The sequence below is a fragment of the Streptomyces sp. NPDC002994 genome (assembly GCF_040611155.1).
Classification (GTDB): Bacteria; Actinomycetota; Actinomycetes; order Streptomycetales; family Streptomycetaceae; genus Streptomyces.
This window is the reverse complement of the sequence record NZ_JBEXNQ010000043.1, coordinates 26,318-45,743: the sequence shown is the minus strand read 5'-3', so window position 1 is coordinate 45,743 and position 19,426 is coordinate 26,318. Positions and strand designations below refer to the sequence as shown.

Genomic DNA, 19,426 nt, shown 5'->3' with positions numbered 1-19,426 from the left:
TGAACTCCGGCGGATAGTGCTTCATGACCACGGGACATCCGTTCTCCTGGACTCAAGATCCAAGTGTCTCGAGTGTCCAAGATCCGGGGTCAAGCCCCACGTGATGGCCATCCGGGAGGGCATCACGGTTCCTGCCCGCTCGGTGACTCCCCGCCCTCGCGACATCACCTCATGGATCACGCGCCCTCGGGAGACACTCAACATCTCCGGCGTTGTCCAGCTCGACGCTGTGAGGAGTGCCTGCCCGGAGATCGCCCTGGCCTGTGACCTCGCGCGGGAGTTCACCGACATGCTTTGCCATCGCCGCGGCCACCTACTCCGGGACTGGATTCAGAAGGCCGAGCTGGGCGGCCCGGATGCCATCGGCATCTTCGCCGACTCCATCCGCCAAGACCTCCACGCCGTCACCGCCGGCCTCACCCTCCCCTACAGCTCCGGCATAGTCGAAGGCCACGTCAACAGAATCAAAACGATCAAGCGTCAGATGTACGGTCGAGCCTCATTCACCTTGCTCAGAGCCCGCATCCTTCTTGAGCCATAGCCGTAGTTGTCGCCGAACAGCGGTGACAACCGGCCTGCCTTCCTCCCCCGATCATGCAGCTGGCGCAGGAAGGAGAAAATGACGGACATGAACATCGAACAGGCTGTCGCGGAGATCGGGAACGTCGAGGAGGTACCTGGCCTGCCCATGGCCTGGCGATGGTCGCCCATGTCGCGCTTCATGTTCTCCCTCGCCATGGACGTCGACGGAGGCTGGGCCTACCAAATGAACTCGCTGGACGTCCACGACGAAGGTCTGACCAGGGCTGTTCTGGAGTTCGCGAGACAGCACCGCCTCGGGCGCGGACCAGGCGCCCGACCGCTTACGATCGCCACCGGCTTCTCTTACGGGACCTACCGGTTCGACGCCGTGGCAGCGGCTTCACCACCCGTGCACGGCTACCACCACGGGCGAAACGAGGCCCTGAACGAGGTCGTCTCAGCGGTCTTCCCGGCGTACCAGTGCGAGTTCCGCGGAGACGAGAGCCTGGAGGAGGCGGTTCTGCGGTGCAAGCGCATGCTGCGGCCGACGATCGTCTCCCGGACCCCGGTTCCGTACCTGCGGATGCGATACGAGAACACCAGGACCAAGGGCGGCAGCGTGGGTCCGTCCCGCGGGTTCACTACGCACGACGTGCTGCTGAGGGAGCTCGGGCTCCTCGAAGGCGCTCCGGGGAGTTTCGTGGAGTTCGAGAACTCCCTCGGCGAGGTGTGGAACGTCGAGTGGAACGGTTCCTGGTTGGTGAACGACACACCCCAGGACGCACCACCCTCCGAAAGCTGGGTGGCATCGGCTTTGGGATGTCCGTAAGGGTTCGACCCGCGTCCTCCATCAGCCGTAGTCGTCACGGAAGCGCGGTCAGAACCCTTGAGTTGGCGAGTCAGCGCTCGATCTGGCGAGTTGAGCCTTCAGTCATCGATGACCAATCGGCTCGATCAACGTCGCTCGATGACTACCGATTCGATGGCCACGTCCTGCAGCGGGCGGTCGTTGCGGCCGGTCGCCACGCTGGCGATGGAATCAACGACCGCCTGGCCGGCCGGGTCTTCGACCTCGCCGAAGATGGTGTGGCGGCGGTTGAGGTGCGGGACCGGGCCCGCTGTGATGAAGAACTGCGAGCCGTTGGTGGCAGGGCCGGAGTTGGCCATGGCGAGAAGGTAGGGCTTACTGAAGGCCAGTTCCGGGTGGAACTCGTCCTCGAACTCGTAGCCAGGACCGCCCATGCCGTTGCCCAGCGGGTCACCACCCTGGATCATGAAGCCGGAGATCACCCGGTGGAAGACTGTGCCGTCGTACAGCTTGTCGGTAGACCGCTTGCCGGTCACCGGGTGAGTCCACTCGCGGGTACCTTCCGCGAGCTCGACGAAGTTCTTGACCGTCTTCGGCGCGTGGTTCGGCAGGAGCTTCAGCGTGATATCGCCGTGGTTGGTCTTCAGGGTCGCGTACAGCTGCTCAGCCACGATCCACCTTCCTTAAGTCATCAGGGGCGTGGACCGATCCTGGCATGAAGCGGACGCAGACCTGGCTGGTTCCCAGAGCGACAGGCAAAGGCCAACCGGGTGAACTGTTGCGTCTTTAGACAACGCTCCACCCCGCTGGTCGACGAGGTCTGGACCGTACGCCCATGCCATTGGTGCCAGTGGCCAAACCGAAACCGGCACCGATGTCGGCCTCTACGGGTACGTTTCGCTCACGCACTCAACTCGCCAGATCAAACGCTCAGTCACGACAACTCCGATGCTCAGAAGTCGCTCCCCGGGGGCGGCGAGGGGGCGATCAGCCAGAGCGAGGCCCCTGCCGCACCGGCAGGGGCCTACGCCGTTGGTGAGCCGACCAGGTTCACTGACCCCGCCTATCGCTCCTCCGGCAGCCCCGCACCCTGTACCCCCCGTATGCGCGTTCGGTTAGGCTGACCTTGCCTGGCTGCAGGTTCGAGCCCGGTGCCGCAGGGGCAACCCATAGGACGGCAACCCATAGAACGGAACGGGCAGAGGCAGGGCTCAGGTGAGAGACGGTGACCGGGCTAGTGCGCCGTCGTGCGCTCGCTGGGGCAGGACGCCCACGCGGGTGACGGGCGTCCCGGGTTCCGGCCCGGAGCCCGGGACGGGGCGTCGTGGATAGGATCGCGCTCACGGCCGGGGCCCTGTATGCCATTGTTCTGCTCCGCGCCGGAGGGACGTTCGCCGTCGGGTGGCTCGCCGGCGCCGGTGCTCGGCGCAGCAGGTTCGCCGAGCGGATCTCCTCGGCGAAGTTCCGACGCGCCGAGCGGGCGATCCAGCGGTGGGGCGCGCCGGCGGTGGCCATCTCCTTCCTGACCGTCGGTTTCCAGACCGCCGCCAACTTCCTCGCGGGCAGCATGCGCATGCCGTTGCCGCGCTACCTCCCCGCCCTGTTCGTGGGCGGAGCGGCCTGGGCGCTGATCTACGCGACCGCGGGGCTTGGCGTGCTCGAAGCGCTGGGAAGGCTCTTCGCCGAGCGGACGGCCCTTGGGGTGTCCGCCGTGGCCGTCCTCCTCCTCGCGGTGTGCGGGGTAGTGGTGTACCGCAGAAGGAGGGCGGCCCTGTCCTCCGGTGACACAGTGGCCGAGGAATCGTGAGCCCGTCCCGCGAGGGCGGGTGCCGCAGCGGGCGAGATGGACGCGCGGCCTCAGCTCTCCCGTCGAACAGCGCACGGGGATCACTCTCGCCCGCGTGCGGGAGATCGCGGCAGCCGTACTCCACGCCGGCAGCGGCGAGCAGCAGTGATGGCTGACAACTCCGTATCGCTAATCCCGGTCCCGCCTGCCGGCCTGAGCCGCCGGGCCCAGAGGTTCGTCGAGGTCGACGGCGTCCGTGTCCCGCGGCAGGACATTCGGCGCCACCGCGACGCGTGGATCGGGTACGGGATCCCCGCTGCGGAGATCGAACGGGCCGCGGCCTTCCAGGACCGCTGGGGTGGGATTGCCCTGCCGCCTGCCCCGTTCTACGAAGGTGTCCCCCGCATACTGGGCGCAGACCTTCCCGAGGGCTCGGCCACAGAGGGCTGGTCGTTTCCGGCAGGGAGCTGCCGGGTGTCCATGGCCTACGGATTCATGATCGGCCCCGAAGGCGCGTTCGGGATCGACGCCTACCGCTGGACACCCCTGCATGCCAGCACAGACGGATGGGTGGAGTCCTTGGCCCTTGCCGCCCACGCCCATCGCTGGGCCAAGACCGTCACAAGGATCAAGGGCAAGGCCGTGGAGGCATTGGACCTCGGTGGCTACGACCCGGTACCTGAAGTGCAGGGCCTGACCGACACCTGGTGGCGAGGCAAGGACTCGCTCATCGCCATCTACCGAGGCGAGACCGTCGGCCTTGACGCACCTCAATGCCTCGAAGCCCACGTCTACGGCGGCCTCGACGAGTGGGGGCTCCACGGCGGCTGACCGCTCGACCTACGTGGCCGGACGGGCCAACTATCGCTCAGTCACAATGTGTGTGCGCGAGCGCGGAGAAGGAGATGCTGGCTCCTGGCCTGCGCAGGCAGGATCTCGGCATGTCGACCGATCTGAGTGGCCTGATCGAGTGTCGGCCGGGGGGGCCGGCTGTGGGGTCCCGACGACGTATGGGAAGCCGGCATCGACCTCTGCCTGCTGAACAGGGGCAACGCCTACGACGGATTGGGCTGCCTCTTCGGAATCCGCAACTCGTTCGGCTTCCGCCCCCTGGCCGAGGGGCGCGGCCTCCCGGATGACGCCTCCAATGGGCTGCGCAGTGAGTACGCCGCCTACGGTGGCCCGGACGACGTGCAATGGCACCACCTGGCTGACATGGGCCCAGATCGCAGCCACCGACTGGCAGGAGACAGACGTCACCGGCACGCGAAGCCGCGCCTCGGCTGCGGGGGCCGATACCGACTGGAGCCGGGTCTGGAGCGTCATGGGCACCCTCACCGAAGTCCACGGCGCGGAAAACGTGCGTCTCGTCGTTTGGTTCCACTGACGTACGGCTGAGCTCGCTACTTAGCCAGGCGGGCCAAGTAGCGCGCTCAGTCACAGGTCCTGTTGGTCCAGGGGACCTGCTCGCTCTTCCCGCCTCGCCCGGCGCCGAGAGTCAGGAGGCAAAGAAAACTCCGGCGTGTGTCAGTGGGCGGCGCTACCGTTCGCTCATGTTCATGCGCAGCCGCAAGCGGCGTGATCCGCAGGCGGCGGATCTACGAGGATCGGTAGACGAGTCCCTCTCCGAGGGCGTCCCGGACTACATGGAGATCCCCCTGCGCCAGTGGGTGATGGCTCTCCTCCAAGACGACGAAACCAACGCACAGAGGATCGCCCTGCACCTGAAGCTGCGCGTCCACACCGGTCCCCGGGTGTACTCGCCGGCGAAGTTCCTGGCAGCTGGTACCACCAAGGAGCAGCTGCTCGATGTCGTCAACGCGATGCTGCACTTGAGCACGCCGCCGACTGCGCAGACGTACTACCTCAACCCGGCCACGTGGAGCGGCCGTCGGCAGTACCTGGGGACTCACGGGAACAGCGACCGCGAGCAGGCCATCGATGAGCTGGAGGACATGCTGACGCTCGCGGGATCCGCGTACCGCGTCAACGACGCTCGCACTGGGCTGGAGCTCCGGGTCGACGCAACGGCACAGCAGGCTGTCGCCAGCACTCTGGCAGCGGCTCGCACCCCGCAGAGCGGATCCGCCGCCGACCACCTGGCAACCGCTTGGAAGTGCGCGTACGGACGGGACCCGGACTCCTCCAAGGCGTACAGCGAAGCGATCAAGGCGGTGGAGTCGGCCTCCCAGTCCCTCATCGAACCGAACAACGCCAAGGCGACGCTCGGGACGATGCTGGGCATGATTCGGAACTCGCCGCAACGGTTCTCCACGGCGATCCCAGCAGCTGGGGGCGGGGACGACATCGCGCTGGTGGCCGACATGATGCGGCGCCTGTGGCAGGGCCAGACCGCCCGGCACGGATCGCAGAACCCGACACGACTCGAGAACCAGCGCGAGGCCGAGATGGCGGTGCACCTGGCCGCCACCCTCGTGCAGTGGTTCACCGCCGGCCTGGTTCAGCGCACGCCGTAGGAACGAATTCCCAGCACCTCCGGGCCCCGGCGCCGCTCGTGGGCGCCGTACCCGAGCCGGCGGGCCTGCCCAGACCGGACCCTGATGGAAGACAGATCTTATGAACGACCTGACGGTCGAGCTCTCCCAGGAGCAGACCATGCTCCTGACGACGATGGCACAGCAGTACCTCATGGAGGGCCAGTGGCCTGTCTGGCAGTTCACCGTCGACACCTTGGACCGGCTCGGCCTCGATGCCGAAGAGCTGATCCGCTCCCTGCCCCGTGTCGGCTCAACCGGACACGTGGGCCCCTCCTACGGGCTCACCTCGCACGCTGGGTTTCACATCGCAGACGACGACCGTCCTGCGCTCACGATCGCGGCATGCCTGCACCTGCCCGAGCTGCAGCCGTACATGGGCGAGCCCTTCCTGCGGGTCCTCCACACGCTGATCGCCATGCAGCGCAGCGCACCGCTGTCAACCCAGGAAGCCGCCAGGCCGCGTTTCACCACCGCGGACATCGAGCGGGAACTCCCCGGACTGCCCAAGGGCTTCGCGGCCAGGCTCCCCGGAATCTTGGCGTTGGAGCCGGCGACCTGGGGCGGCTCCAGCGGCACGTCGGAAGACGGTACATGGTGGCGAGAGCTACGCCGGGAGATCCGTCAGTACCGGGAGGTCAAGACCCTCCACGAGTACGTCCAGACCACCGCACGCCTCATCACCGCCCAGTCAGCCGAACTTCCGGTCGCCGCCCCCTTCGTGCCAGCCCCGGCGCCCGTCGTCGCACCGGGCCCCTACGTCGACGAGGCGCTGATCGCCGACCTGGAGGACAAGGGCACCACCTTCCGGCTGGACAAGCTGCTCGCCCTGGTCCGCGAGCTCAACGCCAATTACGCCGACCAGCATCCCTATGCCTGCCAGATGCTGCTGCGCGCGATCCTCGATCACGTGCCGCCGGTCTTCGGGCAGAGCAAGTTCCAGGGCGTGGTCGCCAACGTATCGTGGGGGAGGACCGACACGGCGTACGTCAAGAAGCTCGTCGACTTCCGCCACGGCGCCGATGATGTCCTGCACCGGCAGATCAGCACCCAGCCGAGCCGCATCGACCTGCACGACCTCCCGCCTCGGACGTACGTCAACGCGCTGCTCCAGGGTGTGCTCGTTCACCTTGCTGCCGTCCCGCAGCCTCAGGGCTCGTGAGCGTCCATGGGTTCGTCTCCGGGACAGGCGCCTCCGCTGAGTGGCCGAAGCCAGGCGTAGATGCCGTCGTGCGAAACACCAAGGCGTTCAAGGAAGCCGTTGCCGAAACGCTCGCGGAACTGGCCCGCGGGAGTGACGCTCGTGCCGGCGACCGTGGAGGACGTGATCGAGAAGCAGATCAGCACCGTGTCCGAGCGGCTCCGCATTCAGGTGCGCTCCGCCTGGCGGTACTTCGACGCCTCCACTACGGCCGACCACCTCGCCCAGAGCTTGTCCTCCTACGAAGAGAGCAGCAGCGAGAAGGACATCGGGTAGGCCCCCATGCCGCCGATTGACAACCCCGAGCTCGCCCTGGTCCTCGCTGGGGTGCCGGACTCGCTGGCCCAGACCGGCGGCGATCTCTACGCGGTCATCATCAACGTGGCGGTCAACGCCTGGATGGCCGGCCACATCCACGGCGAGGACGGCTGCATCGGATGCGACGGCAGCCGCGGCCCAGCCGGGCACGACTGGGAAGCGCGGATACGCATCATCACCGAGACGCAGCCGAACATCACCAAGTGGTTCGACCGCGACGTGTGGACCGCCGCCGTCAACGACACTGGCTTCACCGTCACCCGCCGCTGACCTGTAGCTCAGCTCTCGCTGAAGCCCTGGTCGAAGCCCTTGAGCACAGGGTCCAATTCAAGGGCCGCGCCACAGAGGTTGCACAGCCGGGTGCCCGGGTGCTGCGCCGCGTCCAGCGCCCGCTCCAGGGTCAGTACCGGCGCCCCGGCCGGCGCTTCCTCGCAGTCGACGGCGTGCACGACGCCCCGGCCGGGCCCGCGGCCGCCGGCCTTCGCCAGCACCCAGCCGCACGGGCGGCGCGGCCCCAACGCCTGCTCCACGGGCGAGGGCGGCTCCAGGTGCTCGGTGGGCACCTGGTCGTACCGGAAGCCGTCCACGGGCCGTACGTGCTGCGGAGCGCGCACCCAGACGCGATACTCGGCAGGCTCCACGCTGTCGCCGTACTGGTGAAGAGGCAGTGTTCCGACCTTGCACTATTCAGTGCGGCGGGCCCGCCTGGCTCCAGGCTGCGACGATGGAACGCGCAACTGACATACCCGAGAGCTTCGCCGATGCTGCGGAACCGACCCGGGTGAACGACTACGACAGTTTCGCCGAGGCGTACGCGGCGGAGAACGAGAACAACCTCGTGAACGCGTACTACGAACGGCCCGCGATGTTAGCCCTCGCCGGAGACGTGGCTGGCCACCGAGTTCTGGACGCCGGCTGCGGCTCAGGCCCACTGACCGCCGCACTGCGCGACCGCGGCGCGGTCGCCACCGGGATCGACGCCAGCGCCGGGATGCTCGCACTGGCCAGGCAGAGGCTCGGTGATGACGTAGCCCTGCACGTGGCCGACCTGGGCGAGCGCCTGCCGTTCAAGGACGGCGCGTTCGACGACGTGGTCGCGTCGCTGGTCCTGCACTACCTGGAGAACTGGGGGCCGGCGCTGGCCGAGTTTCGGCGAGTACTCAGGCCCGGCGGCCGGCTGATCGCGTCCGTGGATCACCCGGTCACGGCGTACACGTTCCGGGACCCTCGGCCCGACTACTTCGCGAACACAAGCTACACCTTCGACTGGATGCTCGGCGGGCAGTCCACCCCGCTGCGACTCTGGCGAAAGCCGTTGCACGCAATGATCGACGCTTTCACGACCGCGGGGTTTGGCCTGTCCGTCATCAGCGAGCCGCAGCCTGACCCAGCCGCCCGGGCACTGTTCCCCGACGGCTTCGACGACCTTTCAACCAAGCCCTGCTTCCTGTTCTTCGTCGTCGAGGCGCTGCCGTCGGTCACTGGCCCGGAGTAGCGAGTCGAGGCCGCTGGGGACGTCGAGCTCGCCCAGGTGAGATGACGTCAGGTGCCTGAGCAACCCTGCCGAGGGAACGTCACGTCCGGGCTGCGAGGTAGTGGGTCCAACTGTCGTTGGCGTATCTGGCCCACGTCTCCGCTGTGGCGGGGCTGAGGCCGAACAGATCGGCGACGACGATGGGCGGGAGCGTGGTTACGGCCTCGATCATGGCTGTGTTTCTGGCGCTGAGGACCGGCAGGCCGTGCTGCCTGAGCAGGTTGTCCACCCCGTGGGGGTTGCGGGGCTGATGGGGGAACTTACCTGGTAGCAGGTAGGGGGAGGCTTCGTCCAGGGCCCGGCGCATGCGGGTGGTGGTGCGCGGCTGATCGATCTGGTCCTTGATGAGCTGGCCCAGTTTGGGCGGGAGCAGCACAGGGTGGCGGTCGATGGTCAGGTAGGAGCCGGTGTCGTCCTGATGGAACCGGTCCGTGGTGATGTTGATGATCTTGGCGACGGGCAGGGCGTAGAGCCGGACCAGGGCACCAATGATGCGGACCTCACGGGGCAGCGTGCTGTCGTTGAGGCAGCGGCGTAGCTGTTGGTCGTACTCGTCGGCTGTCTGGAAGTTGACGGCGAACGAGCGCCCTCGCTTGGGCAGCTCGACTGGGCCCGTCAGGCGCCGGGCTGTGGCCCAGCGGATGAAGGAGCCGATCACGACGTGCTGGGTGGGGTGGCTGGTGAGCCAGAGGTCGAAGTCCGCCTGGCTCAGGGTGGCCAATTGCTGTTCGCGCTCGTCGAGCCAGGCCAGGAACTTGATGGCGGCTTGCACGTCCTTGATGTCGCCCGAGGCGGCGCCGTGCGTGTAGCGGCCTCGGGCGGCGCGGCGGCGGGCGTCGCGGACGACGTGCCACTCGGCGAAGGGCCGCACGATGGTGGCCTGGTGGCCGGGTAGTCGGGGGAGGTGTTCATTGCGCTCGGGCAGGACTCCTGCGACGACGAGCAGGGAGCGGACGTGCCGGGTGGTGGTGCCCTGCGGGAGGGTGTCGAGCAGTTCGTGGGTGATCGGCTCCGAGCGGGCGGCGAGCTGGGCGAGCGCCTTGGCGGAGGGGCTGCGGCGCAGCCAGCCCAGTACGGGATAGGGGTTCTCCGCGCTGTTCAGAGCGTCGGCCATGGCCTGCAGAGGTCCGGTACGTCGCCGTCCTTCCCACCAAGCAAGGCACGGACCCGTTCGTCCAGGACACAGCGGGGACACTGGCCGTTCTCGGAGAGATCACCGGGCTGATCGCACCTGTCGCAGCGGGCCCCGGGGTCGTCCCGTCCGCAGCAAGTGGCACAAAGGTCGCTGCCGTCATGTACGCGGCCGATCATGATGCGCTGATCCCCGCATGAGGAGCAGGGCGCCGGCGTCGCACGCCGGGTCTGGTAGCAGCCCGAGCAGACTGGCCCGAGCGGCCAGACCGTCTTCGTACGCCGGTCATGGCCGCACAGAGCACAGGTGCGGATGGGGCGCGGCCAGCAGGAACGGCAGTGGAAGGCTCCCTGCCGCTGACTGACCTGTCCGCCGTGGCGCCACCGGCCGCAGACGGTGCATTCGCCCTCCGGCCCGCGGTAGCACCGGACACAGATGTCCGGCTGCCCGCCGGTGCCGCGCACCAGGATCTGCTCGACCTCGCCGCACACGCCGCACGGACGTTTCGGCCCCTCGTAGCAGGTACCGCAGACCGGCCCTGCGGGGGTTCGGGCGTTGACCCTGCGCATCCGGCCGCAGCCGACGCACGTCCGCTTGATCCTCGGGGCGCAGTTGGAGCACAGCGCGGTCCCGTCTTCCCGGCGGTAGCCCGGAGGACGCACCCCGTGGCACTTCGCGCACTCGGTGACCACCAGGGGATCGCTGCGGTAGCAGCGTCGGCACATCGGCCCGTCCTGGCGGCGGGTGACGATCTGGTCGATCTGCCCGCAGCGTCCGCACGGGCGGAAGTTGTCCCGGGCCCAGCACCAACCGCAACAACGCCCTTCAGATGAACGCTCGGTAGGCAGCGGGTCCGTGCGTCCGCAGCGGACGCACGTCACCCTTGGGACTGCGTCCGCGTGCCCGGCGGCGTGCAGCAGATTCCGCAGCCGGACCACACTCACCGGGCCGGCGACCACCGGGACGGTCAACCCGTCGGGCGTCTGCTCCAGATACCGGGCAAGCTCCCGAACCGGCATGGGCCCCCACCCCTTCGCCTGTTCGACGGCAGCCTGCGCGGCCCCGGCCGTCAACCCCGGCCCGACAGCCCGGCACAGGCGGGCCACCACCCAGGCGCGGGTGCCCTCCAGCTCCGCCTGGGCTTCCCGCTGCCGCGGGGTTCGGTAGCTCACGACGGGCCGGGACGGCGGACGACAGTGCGACGCGGCGCCGCCGGAGCCGGCCCCGGCGTGCCGTCGGCGCTCTTGCGGACCTGCGCGTTGACGACTTCCGGTTTGATCAGGTCGTTCGGTGTGCAGTCCAGGATGTCGCACAAGGCGACCAGGGTGTCCATGCTCAGGCGCTGCGGCGGCTGCGTGACCAGCCGGTACACCTGCTCACGCGAGAGCGTGATGCCGCGCTCTGCGAGCAGCGGGACCAGATCCGAGGTCTGGAACATCCCTTGATCTGCCATGAGCTGGCGCAGCTTCCACTGGTAGCCCATCTTCTTGATCACACCGTCACGCTCCAGTCGTCGCCCAGGCGGTCCTTCATCGAAGCCTCCAGCAGCTGGTTGCGGTACTCGTTCGAGACGCCCATGTAGATGGCGGTGGTGGCCGCGTGGGAATGACCGACCTGTTCCTGAACGAACCGCGCCGGGTAGCCGAACTCGGTCAGGTGGGTGATGTAGCTGTGGCGCAGGCAGTGCAGGTCGAGGTCCTCGTCCAGGCCCGCGTCCTGCCGGGCCGCGACGAAGGCTTCGTTGATCGAGCGGGGCGACAGCCGCCCGACCCGCTCGGTCACCCACAGCGCCGGGTGCCCGCCCGGTGAGAAGCGCGGCCGGATCTCCGTGATCCACTCGTCGAGGACATCGATCGCCCAGTCCATCTCGGGAACGGTCAGCACCGTGCGCCGTTTGGGAGGCGCCCCCTTTGAGGACTTCCCGAAACGCACCATCATGCTGCCGTAGGCGCCGAAGTTCGGGGCCTTCCGGTTGCGCCGCAAATCCACCAGGTCGACCCGGGACGACTCGGTACGGCGGGTGCCGTAGGCGTAGATCGTCTTCAGTACCGCCGCGTCCCGCAGCGCGGTCAAGGCACCCTTCCGCCCCTGCCCCTGCACCCTGGCCGGGCGGGCGTCGGCCGCATCGAACAGCGCCTGAACTTCGTCGTAGTCCAGCGGGCGCCGGCGGGGATCCGCCTCGTACTCCACCGTGTGCAGGACCGAGTTGCCCTCGTGGAAGACCTCCTGCGGGGCCTCACCGAATCTCTCCAGGCAGGTCTCGATCCACCTGTAACGCCGGTCGAGCAAGTACTCCAGGAAGAGAGAGATCGTCACCTCGTACGTGCGGGCCGTGGACATCTGGATCGGCTGCGTACCGCTGCGGAGGTGCGCGATGAATGCCTCACCTTCCGCTGGAGTCCACTGCCACGGGTACAGGCCGGTGAACCCCTCCAGGCGCTGCACCAGACGCAGGCGCGGATCGATCGTCTTGGCCTTCAGGAAGCGTGCCGCCTGCTGGCGAGCCCAACCACGCTCGCACGCGCGGAGACCGTCTACACCCGGTGGATTCGGGAGCGACTGAAGGAGGCCCGCCGTGTTCGCTGCGAGGACCTACTGCGCTGTTTGGCCGTATCCGGTGGTGGCGCAGGGTAGCGGCTATAGGTTCTTTATGTTGATGTAAAGAATTGCCGGATCGGGGTGGTGTGGTGGACATTCCTTTGATGGACGCGGTGGCCGTGGTGCGGGACGAGCTCATCGCGGCGGCTGCGCAGGGCGGTGAGCATCCCGAGGTGGTCTTCGCGGTGGGGCCGGTGGAGATGGAGTTCGAAGTCGAGTTGCGTGCGGACGCGAAGGCGAAGGCCGGGTTCAGGCTGTGGGCGGTGAGTGCGGAGGGGGAGGCCGGGGTATCGCGCGGCCGTACGCACCGGGTCTCGTTCACGCTTACGCCGAGGAGCGCCGGTGGTGGGGATCTGCTAGTTGGTGGGGTGCACGGCCGTCCGACAGGCCCTGGGGACAGTTCGGGTCGCATTCCGGACTGACCGGCCCGGGCCGCGGTCAGTGCGGGTGGTTGGCGGCGTTCTTGGGAGGTCGGGTGGAGCGGGCGCGTTTGATGGGGGTGGCCGGGCCGGGTGGTCCGGGGTCGGGATATGTGGTGGGTGGCCGGCTCGTGCTGACGTCCGCGCATATCGTCGCGCGCACTTCCGTGCGGGTGGAAGTGTTCCAGCCGGGTGGCGTCCACACGTGGGGAGGCGCGGTGGTGTGGTGCGGCACTTCCGGCGGGCGGGATGATGCCGCGCTGGTCCTGCTTGACGATGATCCGCACCGGCAGGCTTCTGCGGGGGCGGTGCGCTGGGGTCGGCTGGTGACGGAGCGGTCCGGTACCGGTTGCGAGACCTGGGGCCTGCCGGATATGGCCCAGCAGTCCGGTGCTGCGGTGGAGGCTGTGCAGCTGCAGGGGCGGATGAATCCGGGCACCGGATTTGTGGGTAACCGGCACGTGATGGACCTGCTCCAGCACCCCCCGCAGTGGTGGCAGGAGGGTAGGTCGCCGTGGGGTGGCCTGTCTGGGGCGGCGGTGTTTTGCGACCAGCTGCTCGTGGGCGTGGTGGCCTCGGACCGAGCGCACTCCGGGCACGGGCAGCTGAATATCGTGCCGGCCTACGTCCTGCACCACGATCCCGCTTTCCGGGCCGCCTTGGCCGAGCATGGCGCGGGTGCTGCGGGGCTGGAGGCGGTGGAGTTCCAGCACCTTTCCGAACCCGCAGCCGCCCCTGCGCGGCGGGCAGCGCTGTCCTCGCCGACTGCGTTGCTGCAGGCGGGAAGACAGACGGTGCCCTTCCACGGCCGCGAGGAACTGCTGGAGCGGCTGCTTGGGTGGTGTGTGCTGGGCGGGTTTGGGGCGTGGCTGCTGCACGGGTCGGGAGGGCAGGGAAAGACCCGTCTCGCCTACCACCTCGCCGGTCTGCTGGCGGCCGACGGGTGGGCCGTGCTGTGGCCCAAGGCCAGCGTGGCCGATGACCGGCTACGGGAAGTGCGGGACGCGGCGAAGCCCCTGCTGGTGGTCCTCGACTACGCCGAGACCCGCACCGCCCAGCTCACCGCACTCGTCGAGGCCGCAGCCGACCACCCAGGCACCACCCCGCTGAAAGTTCTGCTGCTTGCCCGCACCGACGGCGACTGGTGGGCCGAAGCGAGATCCGCAACCAGTCTTGTCGAGGACTACCTCGACCACTCCCGCTCGGAGCGGCTGGTTCCGCTGGAGGACGACCCGGACCAGCGGCCTGGGGCATACCGCACCGCTGTCCGCGCACTCGCCGCTGCCCTCCCCAGCGTCCAATGCCTCGCCGGGCACGACTGGCACACCGCCGCCGACACTCTGCCCGTACCCAGGCTCGACCACGACGGGTACGCCAACGTGCTGACCCTGCAGATGACCGCGCTGGCCGACCTCCTCGACACCGCCGCACCGGCCGACCCGACAGGGGCGGGAGAGGAGGAGACGGAGAGAGTGGCGGACCGGCTGCTCGGGCATGAACGACGCTACTGGAAGCAGAGCGCGGCCACCTGCGGACTCACTCCCCGCCTGAGCCTGGGCACACTGGAGGCGGCGCTCGCAGCCGCCCACCTGGCCGGCGCAGCCGAACACGACCAGGCCGACCACATCTGGTGCAGCCTGCCCGCACTGGCCGACCAGCCGCGAGACCGCCGCGACGCCGTCACCGCCTGGATCGCCTCCCTCTACCCCGCAACTGGTTCAAACCTGCCATGGGGCGTGCTGCAGCCCGACCGCCTCGCCGAACGCCACGTCGGCCGCGTCCTGGAAAACGACCCCGCCCTCGCCGAACGCCTCCTCGACGGCGCCGACGACGCCCAGACCACCCAGCTGCTGACCGTTTATAGCCGCGCGGCCGCCCACACCGTCTTCCACGGCCGCCTGGACGCCCAACTGACCGGCCTGTGCACACGCCACTCCAACATCGCCGCCCAGATCGTCACCACGGCCGTCCAAGTCGACCACCCCAGCCCCATCATCAGGGCCCTCGACACCCTCACCACCGACCCCACCACCCCTCTCGACACTCTCACTGCCTTGTTCCGCGCGATCCCGCGCTTCACCCAGCGCCTCGCCAAAACCGCCGCGCAGCTCTCTCAGGCCATGGCCGGCTGCTACCGCACGCTCGCCGAAACAGATCCGGACACCTACCTCCCTTACCTCGCCTTCTTCACGAACCACCTGTCGGTCCGGTTGAACGAGGTGGGGCGGCGTGAGGAGGCCCTGGTCGCGATCGAGGAGGCCGTGCGCATCAGCCGCTCGCTCGCCGAAGCCAACCCGGACGTCCACCTATTCGACCTCGCCATTTCCCTGGCCAACTTGTCTATGCAATTGGGGGAGGCGGGGCGGCACCAGGAGGCCCTGTCTGCGGGTGAGAAAGCCGTCGCTTATTACCGCAGGCTCGCCGAAGCTGACGCGACCTACCTGCCCTGGCTGGCCGCATCCTTGAATACCCTGTCCGACCAATTGGCGGAGGTGGGGCGGCGTGAGGAGGGCCTGGCCGCGATCGAGGAGGCCGTGCGCATCAGCCGCTCGCTCGCCGAAGCCAACCCGGACGCCCACCTGCCCCACCTAGCTGTATCCCTCAGCAACCTGTCCAACCGATTGGCGGAGATGGGTTGGCGTGAGGAGGGCCTGGCCGCGATCGAGGAGGCCGTCCGCATCGACCGCTCGCTCGCCGAAGCCGACCCGGACGCCCACCTGCCCAACCTCGCCAAAACCCTGACCAACCTGTCCAGCAGGTTGGGCGAGGTGGGGCGGCGTGAGGAGGGCCTGTCCGCGATTGAGGAGGCCGTGCGCATCCGCCGCTCGCTCGCCGAAACCAACCCGGAGCGGTTCCAAGGGCACCTGCGTGAATCGCTGGATGTCGATGCTTGGCTCGAAGCCCTGCCCCAGTAGGTAGCCAGCAGCTCCTTCGCCGTATCAAGCCACTCAGCCGAAAACGGCTGGTGGAATGAGGCTGGCTGGACGAGGATGCACCCGGCTTGTTTACCCCGTCCCACCGCCGGAGGGTGGATTCGTCCAACTCCCCGTAGAAACAGGGCTCTTCTCCCTACATTCGGAGGTGCCAACCAAACCGAACCAGGAGAGAAGAGCCCTGGGATGGAACAGTACGACACCGGCGCCACCGATGACCCGTTTGCCCGTTCCGTCGACGCCTTCGAGACGCTGGTGGACCCATGCCGAGCTGGAGGAACAACTCGACGTGGCGGGGCGGGAGCTATTACGGCAGCTGCTGCAGGACCATCTGGACCTGCGCGCCCGTCGGGAGGAAGACCAGGTCCGCGCCGGTGACCGGCCGGTCGTGGTCGGGCCGGAGGGGCAGGTGCGGCCCTGGCGCGAGGCAGGCCACGCGCGCTGACTGGCCGGCGTGTTCGGGCTGGTCCGCGTCACCCGGGTCGCCCACCGGGGCCCGGCGCCTGCAATGTCACCCCGCCGACGCTGCGCTGTCCCTGCCCGCCGGCCGGCACTCGATGGGCCTGCGCAAGCTCGCGGTCACCGAAGCGGTGCGCGGTTCGTTCGACCTGGCCCACCACGCGGTGTCGCGCCGCTGCGGGAAGGTGCTCGGCAAACGGCGGCTGGAAGAACTCGTGGTCGCCGCAGCGGTCGACGTCGACGACTTCTACCGCGCGAGAATCCCCCTCCCGTACAGCCGGGACATGCAGGTGGACGGCAAGGGTGTTGTGGCTGAGCACGGTGGTTGTCACCAGCGCCCTGTCGCGACCTGGTGTTTTTCCCCGGCGTGAGCACGGTTGTTGTCACCGGATGAGCGCGTTACTTGTCACCAACTTGCCGTTCGCAGGCTTGTTGTCACCTGCACCGATCGCGCGAGGCGGCCCTCACCTGCGCCAGTTGGCGTGGCCGATCTTGCAACAGCTCCGGCCGAGGGCCGTGGTGACAGATACCGCGCTCACGGTGACAACCATCGTGCTCAGGCACAGGCATAGTCATGCGGCCCGAGGCCCTGCGCGAGGCCACCCGCCGTGCCGCCGCGAAAGCCGCCGGCGGCCATCGCGGGCGGCTCGCGCAGGGCGAGAAGCCGAACCGGAAGCGGATGGCGACCGTGGCCTGTGTCTTCGACACCCGCCCCGCCCCCAGAGGCCCTCACGACGCTCCACCCACCTGGAGGCCGCAGCAGCGAGCGCCGGGCCCGCTCGGGCCCGCGGGCCGAGAGCAAGTGGTGCACCGCCTCTCTGGTCCGCCCGCCCGAGCAGGTCATCGCCGACGCCTTCGACCAGGCCCAGGCCCGTGACCCGAAGCATCTGCGGCCGTGGATCGGCCTGGTCGACGGCGCCCGTCACCAGCTCGACCTGATCACCGCCGAGGCCGGACGACGCGGCGTCACGATGCGCGTGCTGCTGGGCTTCGTCCACGTCGCCGAATATGTCTGGGCCGCCGCCCACGCCTTCCACAAACCCGGCACGACCGAAGCCGGAACCTGGGTCGCCGACCACCTGACCACGATCCTCGCAGGCCACGCCGCCCGCACCGCCCACGAGATCACGGCCCACGCCGACCAAGAAGGACTACCGGCCGCCCGACGCGAGGCCGTCGACGCCTGCCACCGCTACCTGACCGGCCACCTCGACCAGCTCCACTACGACACAGCCCTCGCGGGCGGATGGCCGATCGCCACCGGCGCGGTCGAGGGTGCCTGCCGCTACTTGATCGCCGACCGCCTCGACATCACAGGCGCCCGCTGGGGCCTTCACGGAGCCGAAGCCGTCCTCCGGCTCCGCACCCTCGTCTCCAACGGCGACCTCGACGCCTACTGGCGCTACCACCTCGCCCGCGAGCACGAGCGCCTCTACCCCAGCCCCCAACGGAACTACGCCCTCACCGCTTGATCGCGAGCTTCGCCCGAAACGAACGGCACCCGACGCCATTGAAGGCTTAGTCCGCCGATGCCAGCCCGCTCGTGACAGCGGCGTGCCCGAAACAGATCCGGGGCATCATCTCGTGAGCGCTGTTGGGCAACAAGGGGGGTTCGAAGGCGGCTTCAGGGCCCCTCTCCGGGCCGAGCAGAAAGCTGTCGGTGAACGAAACGGCCTGCAGCCAACCCCGTGCGTCGGTGACCTTGACCGCCGATACATCACCGCTTCCGCGCCGCACGACGGTCGCGCCCTTCACAAGCGTGCCCCAGGCCCCGGGGCGGGGGGCCGCCGGGTCCCAGCCGCCAGTGAACCGGCTCTTGTAGATCCGGAGCCGTCGGTCATCGGTCTGCTGTACCCAGGAGGCGGCCGCGTCGACGTACGGCAGGAATCCCGAGGCGATTCCGTCGACCGCCCACTGTTCCTTCCAGACGCGGCGGAAGTCGGCCACGTCGTCGAGGCCCTGCTGACGGGTCGTCCACCAGAACGGGGCGTCGTAGCGGGAGTCTGGGCGGAGACCGTTCATCAGGGTGTGCAGGCGGGGTACGCTCGAACTGAACGCACTGACGACGACGCGGCCCACGGCCGGCTGCGGCCGGTGCACCGCTGCCTCAGCGCCGCGCGGAAAGTCCCGGGGAATCCACAGACACAACTCTCTGAGCAGACGCATCAAGGTGGCCGGGGACTCGAACGGCTCGAAGTGGCTGGACGGCGCCACGGGGATCACAATGACCGCGGCCCGGCGCGCGGCTGCGAGCTGGTAGGCCAGGAAGTGTTGGCTGAGCAGGTGGAATACCGGGATGTCGATGAACCGCTGGGCGGCGTCGGCGTTCCCCTGAACATTCTTGGCTGCCACGATGCCGTACGGGTAGGGCTGTCGGAACGGGTACCCGACCTGCGGAATGACCAGTCGGTTGTTGGTGTGGGGATGCAACCAGACCACGAAATCGAGGGCTTCCGTCCTGGGGTCGTGCAGCCGTTGGGGCACCCACACGCCGACGGCGAAGCGCGGGCCCGGGCTCGGGTCGTCGCCCACCTCTCCGTACTCGACGAGGTAGAGCCGGCCCTCACGGTTCGGGTCGACGGTGTGCAAAGTGGTCGTGAACCGTGTCCACCCGGGGGCCGTCGTGGTCTCGGAGAGCAGTTCCGGCGTGGCCACGTGGAAGCCGCTGATCACTCGCTGAATCCGCGCCTGGGTGCGGTAGGCCGTACGGTCCTGGGTGGTGAGCGCCGTACGGTGGTCGAGGTCGAGGGGGACAAAGTTCGGTTCGGTCGGGGGCCGCCCGCGTCTGCGCGCCTCGGCGTTTTTCCGGTCCGCCTCGTCCAGCCTGGCCTGATGTGCCGAGGCCCGCCGCGTCAGTTCGGTCTCGGGAATGTGGCCCAGCGGAGCGGGCCGGACGCGGCCGAGCGTGGCCGTGACGGTGACCTCACTGCCGGTCGTGCCGACCCGGCGAGTGGAGTTGGTCCAGCGCCAGACGCGCTCGCCCGGGTTCCGCACGAGCGCCATGGCCAGTGCCGCGTAGCGGGCGTGCCGCAACTCGCAGACAATGCTCTGGGCCGCCTCCGGGGCGACGAAGGTGAACGTCGCGCCGGAGAGCGTGACCTCGGGCAGCCGCTGGACCGCAGCCCCCGCCCAGATGCTCCGGGTCAACCGCGCGCCCGCGACCGGCGCACCGCCGGCGTTCTCGACAGTGACGGTGATCCGCCAGTCGGCCGAGGCCATCG

The 19,426-nt window shown here is 68.6% G+C and carries 17 protein-coding genes and 3 pseudogenes; 14 read left to right on the top strand and 6 right to left on the bottom strand.

Features of this window, described 5'->3' with window-relative positions; translation table 11 throughout:
• Together ABZX79_RS35650 and ABZX79_RS35645 are read left to right on the top strand one after the other, a co-directional pair.
• On the top strand, nucleotides 1-541 hold a 541-nt coding region (locus ABZX79_RS35650; RefSeq protein WP_355267465.1), incomplete at its 5' end, for a transposase.
• Nucleotides 542-628: 87 nt separating this feature from the next.
• Nucleotides 629-1,351 carry a hypothetical protein gene (locus ABZX79_RS35645; RefSeq protein WP_355267462.1) on the top strand — a complete coding sequence of 241 codons (723 nt, stop codon included), beginning with the start codon at nucleotides 629-631 and terminating at the stop codon, nucleotides 1,349-1,351.
• A gap of 125 nt (nucleotides 1,352-1,476) precedes the next feature.
• Here the strand turns inward: ABZX79_RS35645 and ABZX79_RS35640 are convergent, their stop codons facing one another.
• Entirely contained in the window at nucleotides 1,477-2,001 is a 525-nt protein-coding gene (locus tag ABZX79_RS35640) for a peptidylprolyl isomerase (RefSeq protein WP_355267459.1), read from the bottom strand.
• A 653-nt stretch (nucleotides 2,002-2,654) separates the two neighbouring features.
• Here ABZX79_RS35640 and ABZX79_RS35635 point away from each other — a divergent pair.
• The 7 genes from ABZX79_RS35635 to ABZX79_RS35605 all read left to right on the top strand — a co-directional run bounded on the left by ABZX79_RS35635 (nucleotide 2,655) and on the right by ABZX79_RS35605 (nucleotide 7,400).
• The gene (locus tag ABZX79_RS35635; protein WP_355267456.1) at nucleotides 2,655-3,137 is read left to right on the top strand and encodes a VTT domain-containing protein; all 483 of its coding nucleotides are present in this window, start codon (nucleotides 2,655-2,657) and stop codon (nucleotides 3,135-3,137) included.
• A 147-nt stretch (nucleotides 3,138-3,284) separates the two neighbouring features.
• Entirely contained in the window at nucleotides 3,285-3,947 is a 663-nt protein-coding gene (locus ABZX79_RS35630; protein WP_355267453.1) for a hypothetical protein, read from the top strand.
• Between the two features lie 328 nt (nucleotides 3,948-4,275).
• Nucleotides 4,276-4,503 (top strand): hypothetical protein, encoded by a 228-nt coding sequence (locus ABZX79_RS35625; protein ID WP_355267450.1) that lies wholly within the window; start codon nucleotides 4,276-4,278, stop codon nucleotides 4,501-4,503.
• Between the two features lie 166 nt (nucleotides 4,504-4,669).
• The gene (locus ABZX79_RS35620) at nucleotides 4,670-5,593 is read left to right on the top strand and encodes a hypothetical protein (RefSeq protein ID WP_355267447.1); all 924 of its coding nucleotides are present in this window, start codon (nucleotides 4,670-4,672) and stop codon (nucleotides 5,591-5,593) included.
• A gap of 100 nt (nucleotides 5,594-5,693) precedes the next feature.
• Nucleotides 5,694-6,773, top strand: coding sequence for a hypothetical protein (locus tag ABZX79_RS35615; protein ID WP_355267444.1), 1,080 nt, complete (start codon nucleotides 5,694-5,696; stop codon nucleotides 6,771-6,773).
• 141 nt (nucleotides 6,774-6,914) lie between these two features.
• On the top strand, nucleotides 6,915-7,088 hold the full coding sequence (locus tag ABZX79_RS35610) for a hypothetical protein (RefSeq protein ID WP_355267441.1): 174 nt from the start codon (nucleotides 6,915-6,917) through the stop codon (nucleotides 7,086-7,088).
• Between the two features lie 6 nt (nucleotides 7,089-7,094).
• Nucleotides 7,095-7,400, top strand: coding sequence for a hypothetical protein (locus ABZX79_RS35605; RefSeq protein WP_355267438.1), 306 nt, complete (start codon nucleotides 7,095-7,097; stop codon nucleotides 7,398-7,400).
• 8 nt (nucleotides 7,401-7,408) lie between these two features.
• On the opposite strand, the pseudogene ABZX79_RS35600 reads toward ABZX79_RS35605, so the two are convergent.
• A pseudogene (locus ABZX79_RS35600) lies at nucleotides 7,409-7,771 on the bottom strand (DUF6233 domain-containing protein); the annotation flags it as partial.
• An 83-nt stretch (nucleotides 7,772-7,854) separates the two neighbouring features.
• Here ABZX79_RS35600 and ABZX79_RS35595 point away from each other — a divergent pair.
• Complete coding sequence (locus ABZX79_RS35595) at nucleotides 7,855-8,625, top strand: class I SAM-dependent methyltransferase (protein WP_355267435.1); 771 nt, start codon at nucleotides 7,855-7,857, stop codon at nucleotides 8,623-8,625.
• A 79-nt stretch (nucleotides 8,626-8,704) separates the two neighbouring features.
• Here ABZX79_RS35595 and ABZX79_RS35590 read toward each other — a convergent pair whose 3' ends face one another.
• From ABZX79_RS35590 to ABZX79_RS35580, 3 genes are all read right to left on the bottom strand, one after another.
• Nucleotides 8,705-9,778 carry a hypothetical protein gene (locus tag ABZX79_RS35590; protein ID WP_355267432.1) on the bottom strand — a complete coding sequence of 358 codons (1,074 nt, stop codon included), beginning with the start codon at nucleotides 9,776-9,778 and terminating at the stop codon, nucleotides 8,705-8,707.
• A gap of 1,186 nt (nucleotides 9,779-10,964) precedes the next feature.
• Complete coding sequence (locus ABZX79_RS35585; protein WP_355267429.1) at nucleotides 10,965-11,291, bottom strand: helix-turn-helix transcriptional regulator; 327 nt, start codon at nucleotides 11,289-11,291, stop codon at nucleotides 10,965-10,967.
• Nucleotides 11,288-12,241 carry a tyrosine-type recombinase/integrase gene (locus ABZX79_RS35580; RefSeq protein ID WP_355267426.1) on the bottom strand — a complete coding sequence of 318 codons (954 nt, stop codon included), beginning with the start codon at nucleotides 12,239-12,241 and terminating at the stop codon, nucleotides 11,288-11,290. Before ABZX79_RS35580 ends, ABZX79_RS35585 begins: the two co-directional genes overlap by 4 nt.
• Before the next feature lie 242 nt (nucleotides 12,242-12,483).
• On the opposite strand from ABZX79_RS35580, the gene ABZX79_RS35575 reads away from it, so the two are divergent.
• The 4 genes and pseudogenes from ABZX79_RS35575 to ABZX79_RS35560 all read left to right on the top strand — a co-directional run.
• Nucleotides 12,484-12,816, top strand: a complete 333-nt coding sequence (locus tag ABZX79_RS35575) for a trypco2 family protein (protein ID WP_355267424.1) — start codon at nucleotides 12,484-12,486, stop codon at nucleotides 12,814-12,816.
• Between the two features lie 164 nt (nucleotides 12,817-12,980).
• Complete coding sequence (locus tag ABZX79_RS35570) at nucleotides 12,981-15,728, top strand: tetratricopeptide repeat protein (protein ID WP_355267422.1); 2,748 nt, start codon at nucleotides 12,981-12,983, stop codon at nucleotides 15,726-15,728.
• Nucleotides 15,729-15,932: 204 nt separating this feature from the next.
• A pseudogene (locus ABZX79_RS35565) lies at nucleotides 15,933-16,516 on the top strand (ISKra4 family transposase); the annotation flags it as partial.
• Between the two features lie 254 nt (nucleotides 16,517-16,770).
• Nucleotides 16,771-17,677 (top strand): annotated as a pseudogene (locus ABZX79_RS35560) (ISKra4 family transposase); the annotation flags it as partial.
• A 46-nt stretch (nucleotides 17,678-17,723) separates the two neighbouring features.
• On the opposite strand, the gene ABZX79_RS35555 reads toward ABZX79_RS35560, so the two are convergent.
• The gene (locus ABZX79_RS35555; RefSeq protein ID WP_355267419.1) at nucleotides 17,724-19,424 is read right to left on the bottom strand and encodes a hypothetical protein; all 1,701 of its coding nucleotides are present in this window, start codon (nucleotides 19,422-19,424) and stop codon (nucleotides 17,724-17,726) included.
• Between the last annotated feature and the right edge of the window lie 2 nt (nucleotides 19,425-19,426).

What these genes read in the sequence shown, in the direction of transcription:
- ABZX79_RS35555 (WP_355267419.1), bottom strand. Translation starts at nt 19,424, where the DNA reads ATGGCCTCGGCCGACTGGCGGATCACCGTCACTGTCGAGAACGCCGGC.
- ABZX79_RS35620 (WP_355267447.1), top strand. Translation starts at nt 4,670, where the DNA reads ATGTTCATGCGCAGCCGCAAGCGGCGTGATCCGCAGGCGGCGGATCTA.
- ABZX79_RS35645 (WP_355267462.1), top strand. Translation starts at nt 629, where the DNA reads ATGAACATCGAACAGGCTGTCGCGGAGATCGGGAACGTCGAGGAGGTA.
- ABZX79_RS35615 (WP_355267444.1), top strand. Translation starts at nt 5,694, where the DNA reads ATGAACGACCTGACGGTCGAGCTCTCCCAGGAGCAGACCATGCTCCTG.
- ABZX79_RS35595 (WP_355267435.1), top strand. Translation starts at nt 7,855, where the DNA reads ATGGAACGCGCAACTGACATACCCGAGAGCTTCGCCGATGCTGCGGAA.
- ABZX79_RS35605 (WP_355267438.1), top strand. Translation starts at nt 7,095, where the DNA reads ATGCCGCCGATTGACAACCCCGAGCTCGCCCTGGTCCTCGCTGGGGTG.
- ABZX79_RS35590 (WP_355267432.1), bottom strand. Translation starts at nt 9,778, where the DNA reads ATGGCCGACGCTCTGAACAGCGCGGAGAACCCCTATCCCGTACTGGGC.
- ABZX79_RS35630 (WP_355267453.1), top strand. Translation starts at nt 3,285, where the DNA reads ATGGCTGACAACTCCGTATCGCTAATCCCGGTCCCGCCTGCCGGCCTG.